Source organism: Rhizobium sp. 05L419 (genome assembly GCF_056397845.1).
Genome location: NZ_JBFTOF010000030.1, coordinates 18698 through 30321 on the forward strand (window position 1 = coordinate 18698; position 11624 = coordinate 30321).

10 protein-coding genes are annotated in these 11624 nt (G+C 55.7%); 8 read left to right on the top strand and 2 right to left on the bottom strand.

Annotation, left to right across the window (positions count from 1 at the left end; all coding sequences use genetic code 11):
- Positions 1-97: 97 nt before the first annotated feature.
- From AC1DMK_RS26605 to AC1DMK_RS26630, 6 genes are all read left to right on the top strand, one after another.
- On the top strand, positions 98-1357 hold the full coding sequence (locus AC1DMK_RS26605; RefSeq protein WP_477863342.1) for an ABC transporter substrate-binding protein: 1260 nt from the start codon (positions 98-100) through the stop codon (positions 1355-1357).
- 68 nt (positions 1358-1425) lie between these two features.
- Positions 1426-2307 carry a carbohydrate ABC transporter permease gene (locus AC1DMK_RS26610; RefSeq protein ID WP_477863344.1) on the top strand — a complete coding sequence of 294 codons (882 nt, stop codon included), beginning with the start codon at positions 1426-1428 and terminating at the stop codon, positions 2305-2307.
- On the top strand, positions 2300-3136 hold the full coding sequence (locus tag AC1DMK_RS26615; RefSeq protein WP_477863346.1) for a carbohydrate ABC transporter permease: 837 nt from the start codon (positions 2300-2302) through the stop codon (positions 3134-3136). The genes AC1DMK_RS26610 and AC1DMK_RS26615 overlap by 8 nt, the downstream gene beginning before the upstream one ends.
- A gap of 13 nt (positions 3137-3149) precedes the next feature.
- Entirely contained in the window at positions 3150-4292 is a 1143-nt protein-coding gene (locus AC1DMK_RS26620) for an ABC transporter ATP-binding protein (RefSeq protein WP_477863348.1), read from the top strand.
- A gap of 133 nt (positions 4293-4425) precedes the next feature.
- A complete protein-coding gene (locus AC1DMK_RS26625) occupies positions 4426-5811 on the top strand; it encodes a NosD domain-containing protein (RefSeq protein WP_477863415.1) in 1386 nt (461 codons plus the stop codon).
- An 83-nt stretch (positions 5812-5894) separates the two neighbouring features.
- Positions 5895-7586, top strand: coding sequence for a glycoside hydrolase family protein (locus tag AC1DMK_RS26630; RefSeq protein ID WP_477863350.1), 1692 nt, complete (start codon positions 5895-5897; stop codon positions 7584-7586).
- Between the two features lie 210 nt (positions 7587-7796).
- Here the strand turns inward: AC1DMK_RS26630 and AC1DMK_RS26635 are convergent, their stop codons facing one another.
- Positions 7797-8840 carry an SDR family oxidoreductase gene (locus tag AC1DMK_RS26635; protein ID WP_477863352.1) on the bottom strand — a complete coding sequence of 348 codons (1044 nt, stop codon included), beginning with the start codon at positions 8838-8840 and terminating at the stop codon, positions 7797-7799.
- Between the two features lie 53 nt (positions 8841-8893).
- Here AC1DMK_RS26635 and AC1DMK_RS26640 point away from each other — a divergent pair, with 53 nt between their 5' ends.
- A complete protein-coding gene (locus tag AC1DMK_RS26640; protein WP_477863354.1) occupies positions 8894-9346 on the top strand; it encodes a MerR family transcriptional regulator in 453 nt (150 codons plus the stop codon).
- A gap of 568 nt (positions 9347-9914) precedes the next feature.
- Here the strand turns inward: AC1DMK_RS26640 and AC1DMK_RS26645 are convergent.
- Positions 9915-10577, bottom strand: a complete 663-nt coding sequence (locus AC1DMK_RS26645; protein WP_477863355.1) for a TetR family transcriptional regulator C-terminal domain-containing protein — start codon at positions 10575-10577, stop codon at positions 9915-9917.
- Between the two features lie 193 nt (positions 10578-10770).
- Here AC1DMK_RS26645 and AC1DMK_RS26650 point away from each other — a divergent pair, with 193 nt between their 5' ends.
- Positions 10771-11622 carry a uracil-DNA glycosylase family protein gene (locus tag AC1DMK_RS26650; protein WP_477863357.1) on the top strand — a complete coding sequence of 284 codons (852 nt, stop codon included), beginning with the start codon at positions 10771-10773 and terminating at the stop codon, positions 11620-11622.
- Positions 11623-11624: the final 2 nt, after the last annotated feature.

Sequence of the window (11624 nt, forward strand, 5' to 3'; positions counted from 1 at the left end):
TCGACATTCGATATTGACAACGTCGTCATACGAGGATTACCTTTGCGCCAAGAAGGAGGGCTCAACGCAAGTGCAACGAGCCAAATGGGAGGAATCGATGAAGAAATTTCTTGGTGCTAGCGCACTCGCGCTTGTTTTCATGGCCGCCACTGCCAATGCCGAAACCATCAATATTTTGGTCGAAGGCGGCGGCGAAATGTTGCAGAAGGCAGTCGCCGAGAAGTTTACCGCCGAAACAGGCATCAAGGTGAACTTCACCGTCGTTCCCTATCAGGGTGTCTTTGACAAGTTCTCGGCCGAAATCGCCTCAGGTTCTTCCGCGTTCGATGTCGTGACGATCGACGTCGTATGGAATGCGAAGTTCGCAAGCCACGTCGAGGATCTCTCGGCGCTTTTCACCGATGCGGTTCGCTCGGATCTACCGCCTGTCTTGCTTGCCGACGCGAAGGTCGGTGACAAACTGATCGGTATGCCTGCCTGGGCCAATGCCGAGATCGTGTTCTATCGTAAGGATCTGTTTGATAAGGCGGAGGAAAAGCAGGCCTTTCAGTCAAAGTATGGCTATCCTCTCGCGCCGCCCAAAACCTGGCAGCAGTGGCGCGACATTGCGAAATTCTTCACGCGTGACACTGACGGCGACGGAAAGACTGACTTCTGGGGCACCGACACCATTGGTACGTTTTCAGAGGAATGGATGGCGCATGTGCTGCAGGCGGGTTCGCCCGGCGTGATCCTCGACAAGGATGGGCAGGTCATCATCGATAATGAGGCACATAAGAAGGCGCTCGAGTTCTACATCGCGCCGCACTGCACCGATCACTCCGTCCCGGAAAACGTCAACGAAATCGGATGGGGCGAGGCGCAGAACCTGTTCTATCAAGGCAAGACAGCGATGATGAAATTCTGGGGGCACGCCTACAAGATGACGCCCCCGGACTCCAAGGTCAGCGGCAAAGTTGGCGTCGCGCCGATGCTGGCTGGCGATGCTGGAATCGCAGCCATTCCCGGTCCCTGGTACAACGTCGTTCCGTCGACCTCCCAGAATAAGGACGCCGCGAAAAAGTTCATCGCGTTTGCTATCGCCAATAACGCTTTGGGCATCGAGGCCCCACTCGGTCTCGCCGCGACGAATTCCGCTTATCGCAGCTATGCCGGCAAGCCCGGTTATGAGCATTTCAGCCCGCTTCTTGAAACACTGAGTGCTCCTACGACGCAAGGTCGGCCGACAACCGAGAAATATCAGGAAATAGTCGATGAAGCTGTGCTGCCCGCCGTCCAGCAGGCACTTACCTGTAAGGCAGATGTCGGTGACGTCCTCACGGAAGCCAAGGAAACGATCGAGGACATCCTCAACTAGCCTCGTACATTCCTCAACATCGCGGGGGGAGAATATGCCACCCGCGTCCTCTGCTTTCGGAGACGGACATGTCGGGTGAAGACCGATTCGTGCTTTGCATGCTCGCGCCTGCGGTCGCCGTCCTCGGCGTACTGGTCGCTTATCCGGTAGGGCTCCTGGTATTCGATTCCTTTTTCAAGGTCGATACGATCACGCCCCATATACGCGAATGGGTCGGCCTGCAGAACTATTTCGATGCCTTCACTTCGAAACGTGTCGCGGAAAGCGCTCTGCGGACCGTTCAGTATTCGGTCTTCGCGCTGTTCTTCGAGTTTACGTTTGGCTTCTGTGCGGCGCTGCTTTTTTCGGCGCTTGCCGGCCAATCGCGGTGGCATCGCACGATCTTCGCTCTGCCGTTGATGGTTCCGCCTATCGTCGCGGGTCTACTGTGGCGATTTCTGCTCGTCGGCAATATCGGCATTCTGAACTACGGGCTCGTCCGTTTGGGTCTCATAAGCGATCCAGAAGCGATCGCATGGTTGTCCAGCGAAGATATCGTCATCTATTCTGTTTCCTTTGCCGACATCTGGCTGACGACCTCCTTTGTCGCCCTGGTGTCCTATGCCGGGCTGACGAACATCCCAAAGGATCTGCTGGAGGCAGCACGGATCGACGGGGCGAATGCGCTCAAGCGCTTCTGGCATGTCACTCTTCCTCTGATGCGGCCGGTGATCGCCGTCGTCGTGATCGTGCGGGGCGTGGATGCTGCAAAGACATTCGACTTGATCTGGATACAGACACAGGGTGGTCCCAGTCATGCGTCTGAGGTGTTCTCGATGAACATCTACCAGCGCATGGTTCGGTTCGGCGATCTGGGCCAGGCTTCCGCGTCTGGAACGTTGTTTCTCATAGTCATGATGATTTTGGCGGCAGTCGCCTATTGGAAAATATGGAGGCCGGTACATGCATAGAGCTCCCCGCCTCAATGTCAGCGGAGTCCTGATCAACGCGGCAGCCCTCGTGCTGGTGCTATCCTACGCGCTGCCTTACATTTATCTTCTGATGACCTCCATGAAGCCGGCGGCTGATGTCCAGCAGATCCCGCCAAGCTTCTTTCCCGCTGTCGTATCGTTCGAGAACTTTCGCGAAGTGCTGCGATCCTCAACCCTGCCGAGAGCCTTCGTCAATTCGCTCACCGTCGCGGTGCTGACAACTGCTCTGTCGCTGTCAGTGGCCGTGCCTGCTGCTTACGTTGCCACGCAATACCGGCGCCGGATCACCACCATTTTCCTACTATTCGCACTGGTGACGCGCATGGTGCCGTCGGTGGCGCTCGGAGTGCCGCTGTTCCAGCTTTTGAAGTCGCTAGGTTTGCTCGATACAATTCCAGGCTTGGTTCTCGCTCACACGTCGGCTGCGGTACCGCTGGCACTGCTACTTATGTCCGCCTTCTTCGAGGGGGTACCGAAGGAGCTCGAAGAAGCGGCGCGCATGGATGGCTGCACACGATTCCAGGCGTTTCGAAAGATTGTCCTTCCGGTCATGACAGGGGGGATAGCGGTCACCGCGCTCTTTACCTTCATCACAAGCTGGAACGAGTTCCTCTACGCGCTGCTGTTGACGTCGGAGGCGACCAAAACGGCTCCGATCGTCATCGCCGAATACAATTCGGTCTATGGGCTTGCCTGGGGCGCGATGACAGCTGCGGCCGTACTCTACTCGCTGCCGGTCATCATCGTAACGCTCGCACTTCAAAAACAAATCGTCGGCGGCCTGACTTTCGGCGCTGTAAAGGGATGAGGGAGGCAGAGGCATGGCCGGCATAGAACTGCGCAATATCAACAAGGTCTACGCAAACAGCTTTCACGCTCTGCACGATATGAGCTTCGACATCAGGGATGGCGAGTTCATGGTTTTCGTCGGTCCGTCAGGATGTGGAAAGTCGACGGCGCTCAGGATGATCGCTGGCCTGGAGAGCATTACCAGCGGTGAACTCAGGATCGGTGACAGGTTAGTCAACGATGTCGATCCCAAGGATCGCGACATCGCCATGGTCTTCCAGTCCTATGCGCTCTACCCGCACAAGACAGTGCGGGAGAACATTGCCTTTCCCTTGCTGATGGCAGGCCTGCCGAAGACCGAGATTGCCAGCCGCGTAGACGAAGCCGCACGCACCCTCGAACTGACGACCTTGCTCGACCGCAGGCCGGCACTCCTTTCAGGAGGCCAGCGTCAGCGTGTCGCCATGGGACGAGCGATCGTCCGCAAACCAGCGGCCTTCCTGATGGATGAACCGTTGTCGAACCTCGATGCCAAGCTGCGCGTGCAGATGCGCGCAGAGATCGCCAGCCTCCAAAGAAAACTGAATGTCACTACGATTTACGTGACCCACGATCAGGTCGAGGCGATGACGATGGGTGACCGCGTAGCTGTCATGAAAGGCGGCGCGCTGCAGCAAGTCGACACACCGCAAAACCTGTACAATCGCCCTGACAATGTCTTTGTCGCCGCATTTATCGGATCGCCCTCGATGAACTTGTACGAGGCCGTTCTGAATGGAAGGACGCTGACCCTGGGCACCAACAGTTTCGAAATCCCTGACCGGGTTTTCGAATACCGCCCCTCGCTCAACGGTGCGTCTAACCGTCAGGTCATTGTCGGTATCCGGCCCGAGCACATGAACGACGCCGCAATCCGGCCTTCTTCGGCCGAGATCTCGGCACCGGTCACTCTTGTTGAGGCGCTAGGTTCTGAATCCATGGTGCATCTGAATATCGACGCACCGTGGGTGGATGCTGGCGACCCGGATGCCGTCGCCGACATCGGCGACGAAAAAGCTGCTGTAGCCCGTTTTTCTCCGAAGAGCACAGTACGCGCAGGTGACATCGCGCGCATCGCTATCGATGCCGAAGAACTTCACTTCTTTGAACCGGACACTCGCACCAGCATCTGGTGATGGTATAGCCAAGAGAAAAACAACAGAGAGCTGGTTGAAAGCATTTCCCCAGGCGGCTTGCGAGCGACAAGCCAATCAGGAACATAAGTCTACTCTCGCCGTGGAGTAAAAAATGTCCGAGGAGACATTAACAATGGTCAGCGAAAACTGTTACGACGTAACAAAGTATCCCGTAGGGAACCCCTATGAGGATATCGGAACGGTCATTAATAGCATCATTGCGGATATTAAAAGCAGGCAACCGGTTTCCGATCTAAATGATGGCGGAAAACCTGGAGCAGTTATCTATATACCGCCAGGCGATTATCGTCTTGTCACTCAAGTCGTCATAGACGTGAGCTATCTGAAAATTGTGGGCTCTGGACATGGTTTTACGTCTTCGAGCATCCGTTTCAACACACCCACAAACGAGCTGGCACACTGGCACGAAGTGTGGCCGGGTGGAAGTCGCATACTTGTAGACATTTCTCCAGAGGCCGCTGACGGTGAGGCTGCTGGAGCCGCGTTTTATGTTAAGCGCACCGGAAATCCTCGTATAAGCTCTGTGGAGTTTGCTGACTTTTGCATCGATGGCCTGCACTTCTTTGACGATGGTTCGGGGCAAAATGATGCAGAAAATACATACAAGAATGGCAAAACGGGAATCTATGTGGGCAGCGCCAATGACTCATTCCGAATAACGGGGATGGGTCTTATCTATCTGGAGCATGGAGTTACTGTTCATGATGCAGATGCGCTGGCGATAGATAACAATTTCATTGCAGAGTGCGGCAACTGTATCGAATTGAAAGGTATGGGGCAGGCCTCAAGAATAGCAAATAATTTTGTCGGAGCTGGATATAGGGGACACTCCATTTACGCTGAAAATTATGGGGGCATTCTAGTATCCTCAAACAACGTATTCCCTCGAGGAGCTAGCAGTGTCTATTTTTCCGGCGTGGTGCGTTCCTCGATCACAGGAAATAGATTCCATTCCTTTTATCCCGGAATGTTGGTTTTTGCTGCCAACTGTTGCGAGAACTTGGTTTCCTCAAATCACTTTTTGCGAGATCGCGAGCCATGGGCGCCCATGCAGAAGTACGATAACGGCTTGGATGATCTGTTCGGACTTTTGCAAATTGATGGCAGCAACAATTCGGTAATCGCGAACCACATTTCGGAAACAATAGATACTCAATATATCAAGCCTCTCGCCGTAAAGCCTGTAATAATTAATGTGGTTTCCGGTAGCGGCAATTACATAGCCAATAATCACATTGTGGCCACAACCGAAATATCTCAAATCAATGATGCACCAAACAGCGCCTGTTTTTCAACACAAGTGGGCGCATTGCTTTCAACTAACAATTTAAACGCGCTCGAAGTAACGGCAGTACTTGTGAAAAAGGGGTCGGTACGGAATACAGTCTTAGATTCAGGCAATGACGAACAGGTTGAGATGGACAGAACAATGAATGCATTTAGGGGCACTCCAGTTCTGGCCAATAGTCGGCAGAGATTCAATGTAGACCGAGAGTAGCTAGACCGTCTGTCGAAAATTCAGTGACTATTCGGAGTTGTGTTCATGACGAAACAAATGGAAAACGGGAAGATGGCCCGTTAATGAAGCAAAACCTATTCCTACCCTCGGGGTACCACTTGGAATTTTGGGCCGCGGGCGACGGCTTTTTTCGTATCAGCATTGAAGGTAAAGCGGTTTGGCAGGTTCCGGCATTGGCCATCCATCCGGAGTTTTTCAAGTATCACCACAGGGAAGCTTGCGAGGTCACCATTGTCACTAATGCGCCGGACGCTGTTCTTTGGGCCTATGGGTATCAGCCTCAAACCGTGAACGAGACCGGTATAACAGTGTTTGAATTTTCGGAAAAAGGGATCCTTCAACGCACCGGTGCGGAAATTGAAGATTGGCTTCGGTCAGATCCGGATCGTCCTGCGCACCATTTCTCGCCAATCCGGCATTGGATGAACGACCCCATAGGTCTCTGCAAGATCGGCGAGCTATGGCACCTTTTTTACCAATTCCATCCCAGCGGCAGTGATTGGGGACCGATGCACTGGGGACATACGACCAGCCGCGATCTGGTCAATTGGCTTCACATGCCGGTATTTCTGCATCCAGAACAGAACCTGTGGCGTCTCGGCGCCACAGGAGGCGCATTCTCCGGCAATGCCTTTCGGGATCGAGATGGAAGCTTGATGTTCTTTTACACCGAGCGCCTGCCCGCCTATGACCTTTTCAAGGGTTATCGGGAAATTCAGAAAATAGCGCGCCCAGATCGGCGGATGATCAAGGCGGAAGGCATTGTGACGGTGTTGGAGCAGCGTCCCGACGGGGTCGAGCACGACTTCCGCGATCCAAAAGTTTGGTGGGACGACGCAGCCAACGCCTATCGCATGATACTCGGCGCATCGATCGAGGGCGATCCCGCGGTCTTGTTGTTCGGCTCCGACGACGGCCTCGATTGGCAATACCTCAGGCCGCTCTACCGTGCGCCGGTTAACTTCCGCCAAGAAGGCGCACGTGCGGTCGAATGCCCGGATTTTCTTCGGCTGGGGGATAAGTGGGTTCTGGTGATGGGCTTTGTGGGCCATGTCGAGCCACGAACACGGCGGCACAATCTTCTTTACGCGCTGATCGGTGAGTTGAACGAGGACCATTTCGTGCCCGATACGCCGGAACTGCAATTGCTGGATTTCGGGACTGACTATTACGCGATGCAGAGTTTCGAGGCAGACGGACGTCAGATCGCGTTTGCCTGGCTTTTCAACTGGGAATACCGCAAGCCCGAGGGTTCATCCTATTCCGGCGAGATGTCCCTGCCGCGCGTTTTAAGCCTGAGCGAAGACAAGAAGAAGCTGCTCATGCTGCCAGCGATTGAAGTCGACGAGCGCTATGCCGCCGACCCTGTAATTGAGAACCAAAGCGGCCAATACTCGCTGCCGAAAGCTCCCATTGAAATACGGCTTGCCGGGCCGCTCGAAGGCAGCAAGCTTGTCGCGACGAAAGGTGGCGAGCTTGCTTTCGAGGTGAGCGTCACCGACGGCATCCTTTCGATTCGCCTCGCCCAGGACGACGGCTCAATCCACTATGTGGCGGAGCTCGGCGAGGCGAAAGACCTTCGTCTGTTTCATGACTTCGGAATCGTCGAGATCTTCGCCGACGGCGGAGCGGTCTGTGGAACGCGCCGCGGCTACGTGAATATCGACCCCGATCGCCTGGAAATCTCAACCACTGCATTATCGCAGGTGCTTGAAAGATATTCGAAGCGATTCTCTGCTGCGGCGAAGCGATGATTGACACGATTCCGGCGTCGACAGTCGACGGAGACAGGCCTTCGTTCCTCATGCCGGCGGCGATCGTCTTCAACACTGCAATTGCTTTGGGACGACTGGGCATACGAACCGGCAGTGTTGACCGGCCTGTCGAACGATCTGTTCGGAGAACAACTTATCTCGGCGCTTCGGGAAAGCCACGTCGACACGTCGCATGTGCATTTGATCCTTTCAGCTTGGCAAAAGGCCGTGTTCGCGGAACCAGTCCACTTCATCGCGCAGCGTTTCGCTGACCGGGCGGAACTCCAGACCCAGCTCTTGTTTACTCTTCGCCGGATTGTAACGAGAGCGATCATTCTCGTTCGCGATGGTACGCGCCATGGCCCAACTCAATAGCACCGGCTTGCCGGTAATCCGGGCGTAGAGTTCATTGCAGGCGCCGATCAGGTGAAGAAGACTCAGCGGTATGCGTCGCGTCGGCGCCTTGGCCCCGGTTTCCCGCGCGATCAACGGCACGAGCTCGGTCATTGTCATATGCCGCCCGGCGGCAAGGTAGCGTTCACCGCGTCTTCCCTGGAGGTTCGCGTGGATCATCGCCCGTGCTACGTCCCGTGCATCGACCACCGAGAAGGACCCCGGCGGAACGCCGGGTAGGCGTTCGAGCGCTACATCCAGGACGGTCTGACCTGCCGATGTCGGCCCGATATCGCCCGGACCGTGCATCCAGCCTGGAAGCACCATGGCCGCCCAGAAATCGGGATTTTTGTCGAGAAAGCCGAGCACCACACGGTCCGCCAGGATTTTGCTGCGATAATAATCGTCGGCGTCCCGCTCATCCCGCATCATGGTCTCATCGATGATCTGACTGGGTGCGCCGTGCAGCACTGCAACCGAACTCGTATGGACGAAGCGGCGCACACCAGCGCTCCATGCGTGATCGAGCAAAGCGCGGGTGCCCTTGACATTGGCCGCGTATAGCGCATTCCAGTGGCGTCCACCCTTGTAGGAATCCCGGAAATAGGCCGCTGTGTGGAAGACCACATCGACGTTTCGAAGCGCATCCGCGAAACCGGGCACGTCGAGCATATCGCCGGTGACGATTTCCAGGTCGAGCCCGACAAACTGCCGTGCCGCTTTTTCCGGTGAGCGGACCAGCGCCCGCACATGCCAACCTTCGGCGATCAGTTCCCGTACTAGATTGTTGCCAAGGAGTCCGGTTGCGCCCGTTACGAAGGCAACAGACGGGAGCGAATTACGATTTTGATCGTTCGACATAATAATTGTTCCACAATTGACGGAACATGCTCTATAAGACTGGACCAAGGTCCATGGTCAAGAGCTTGAGAGAAGACGATATGCTGATCGGAGAATTCGCTCAGCGGACAGGGCTGAGTCAGGACACCGTCCGTTTCTACGTTCGCAAAGGTTTGCTCACGCCGCAGCTTGGCGCCAAGGGTGGCCGCAATCCCTATCAGATATTCACCGAACGAGACGCCTCGACGGCCCGGATGATCCGTTTCGCGCAATCACTCGGTATGCCACTCAAGGAGATCGCGGAGATTGCCACGGAACTGCGACGTGAGGGGCTATCGCAGGCGCGTGAAGTCGAGATCATGGGAGTCCAACTCGTCAGGCTGGAGCAGAAGGCAACCGAATTGGCCGAACTGATCAATTACCTGAGGACGAAGCGGGACTGGGTCGCGCGCGGCAAGCCGGGCGATGAACCCCGATTTGCCGATGAGACGCTTTGCTTGGCGTCCATAGTGCCCGGCTTCAGATAAATGTACTGCAGTCGGCGGAGTTTGCGTAGCTATCGAGCGGGACGTCGGGCCGCGCCCGACGATGATGAGCAACTACGTTAACGGGCGATTCGGAGAGTGCATATAGAAGAGCGGCATTAGAGGGCTATGGCGTAGATAAGCTCGGGAATCACGTCCACGCTGCCGAAGCTCTTGCGGACGTTTCTAAATTCAACAGCATGGGTTCTATGATTTTCGCATGAAATGATTGTAGGCTCTGAAGCGATGGAGCGGTTCGGGCGCTTGATCGGTGGATCGGCATCGTGCCGGCGACAGATGTCGGTCCTCAGATCCCGCAACTCATCCTTCCAGCGCTTCGTCACCGACTTCGATCGACGGCTCCGTCGCAAACTCTACGCAAGTCGCGTGGCAACGTTGGCGAGCCGACTTTAGGCAGCCAAAATGTTGAACTGCTCGGCAAGTGTCGGACCTGGAATGGTAGCGATGTCAGCCTAGATCCACGATTGCAAAGTCTGAGCCGATGCCCGATCTCAGGCGACTGCTCCGGTAACGGAGATCTCGCGGTGGCAGATCACGCAATCGGAAACCTTTACGTCCGTCCAGTGGGGAGAAGACCGCGCAACACAGTCTCGCTGATCGTTTCGGCGGCACGTGAGTAGTCTGTGCCCTTGAGTTTGCTCGTTTGCAGAGCATCACAGGCTAGCGGCTCGAAATCCGCGTAGAACTGAGTTGCCGACCACAGCATGATGAACAGGTGCCTTGGATCTACGGGCCGGAGTTTTCCGGCAGCGATCCAATCCTCGATGACCTTTGCCTTTTCATCGGTGACGGTGCGCATATGCTGACGATCTTTGTGCGACAGGAATTGCGCGCCGCGAATGATCTCGTTGGCGAACAGGCGCGATTCAATCACATTCCGACGGGTGTAAGAGAGCTTGGCCACGACATAAGACCGGATGGCGTCCTGCGGCTCACGGTCTGCCGAGATATGGGCGAAGGCGTCATCCCAGCCTTCGATCAAGTATTCGATGACGGCGCGGTAAATCTCCTCCTTCGAGGAGAAATAGTAGTAGACATTGGCCTTCGGAAGGCCGGATGCCTCGGCAATCTCGGCGATGCGCGTGCCGTCGAAGCCCTTTCTTGAAAAGATTTCCGTTGCGGCCTTCAGGATCTCGCGGATGTTGCGGGCACGAATCTTTTCGTCAATATCGACCCCATTCTTCGAGGCTCTTGTAGCGGACTGTTTTGGCATCTCACGTCGCTCGTTTATTCCTGATTCTTGTGGGGACGGCCAGTGATTGCCGACCGCGCACCATACCTTTTCACACTTCATCGCACACGTCGATATAATCTGACGGTGTGGTCAGGTTTTATCTTTTAATAAGTTGACACTTTGGTCAGGTTTTGACTACCATCGCAGTCAATGACAAAGGAGGAGTGTCGAAATGTCTTCGTCACTGAGAATGGCGATGCGGGAGTTTCTGGATGGGTGGCAGGCAGATGTGCCGCAAGCCTGGCGGGATCTCTGCGCAAGTGCGGCACCCGACTTTGCAGCTATCGACGACGACCTCGATCTTGAGATCTGGGAGCCGATCTTTCCTGTTCGCCGCAATCGCCATTTTCCTGGCATGCCCAAGGGTGCGCATCTGTTTCGCGCCTATGACGACATTGCGCCGGAACAGGTGTCCTGCATCATTCTCGGCCAAGACCCTTACCCCGAGCCAGGCTTTGCTACCGGCCGAGCCTTTGAGACCGGCAACATTGCCGAATGGCGTGAACTCGACAAGATGTTTTCGCGCAGCATCCGTGCCTTCACGCAACTGATCGTGGCGGCACGCACCGGCGACACCTCCTACTCCAGCGGCTTTTCCGAGTGGCCAAGAACGCTTCGAGATATCGAGCAGGGTACAGTCCAAATGGAAGCGCCGTCAGCGGTCGTCGACCAATGGGTCCGCGAAGGCGTGCTTCTGTTGAATGCCTCCTTGACCCTAACGCGCTTTCAGGTTTGCATCGACCCGCATCAGTCCCGCGGCCACGTTCCCCTCTGGCGTCCTTTTATTCAGAAGACACTGGCGATGCTGGCCGGCAGTGGCAGACCGATCGTCTTCATCGCCTTTGGCGATGTGGCCGCCGAAGCATTCGCGGCAGCCGGTATTCGTGAGGGGCGCAACGGCAGCATCGCCGCCATCCTGCGGGATCATCCAGCCCGCGCCGATGCGGTGCTCGAGCGCCCCAACCCTTTCATTCTCTGCAACGACTTTCTAGGGGAAATGGGATCCAATCCCATTGCGTGGTGACC

What these genes read in the sequence shown, in the direction of transcription:
- AC1DMK_RS26610 (WP_477863344.1), top strand. Translation starts at nt 1,426, where the DNA reads ATGTCGGGTGAAGACCGATTCGTGCTTTGCATGCTCGCGCCTGCGGTC.
- AC1DMK_RS26635 (WP_477863352.1), bottom strand. Translation starts at nt 8,840, where the DNA reads ATGTCGAACGATCAAAATCGTAATTCGCTCCCGTCTGTTGCCTTCGTA.
- AC1DMK_RS26625 (WP_477863415.1), top strand. Translation starts at nt 4,426, where the DNA reads ATGGTCAGCGAAAACTGTTACGACGTAACAAAGTATCCCGTAGGGAAC.
- AC1DMK_RS26640 (WP_477863354.1), top strand. Translation starts at nt 8,894, where the DNA reads ATGGTCAAGAGCTTGAGAGAAGACGATATGCTGATCGGAGAATTCGCT.
- AC1DMK_RS26645 (WP_477863355.1), bottom strand. Translation starts at nt 10,577, where the DNA reads ATGCCAAAACAGTCCGCTACAAGAGCCTCGAAGAATGGGGTCGATATT.
- AC1DMK_RS26615 (WP_477863346.1), top strand. Translation starts at nt 2,300, where the DNA reads ATGCATAGAGCTCCCCGCCTCAATGTCAGCGGAGTCCTGATCAACGCG.
- AC1DMK_RS26620 (WP_477863348.1), top strand. Translation starts at nt 3,150, where the DNA reads ATGGCCGGCATAGAACTGCGCAATATCAACAAGGTCTACGCAAACAGC.
- AC1DMK_RS26630 (WP_477863350.1), top strand. Translation starts at nt 5,895, where the DNA reads ATGAAGCAAAACCTATTCCTACCCTCGGGGTACCACTTGGAATTTTGG.
- AC1DMK_RS26605 (WP_477863342.1), top strand. Translation starts at nt 98, where the DNA reads ATGAAGAAATTTCTTGGTGCTAGCGCACTCGCGCTTGTTTTCATGGCC.
- AC1DMK_RS26650 (WP_477863357.1), top strand. Translation starts at nt 10,771, where the DNA reads ATGTCTTCGTCACTGAGAATGGCGATGCGGGAGTTTCTGGATGGGTGG.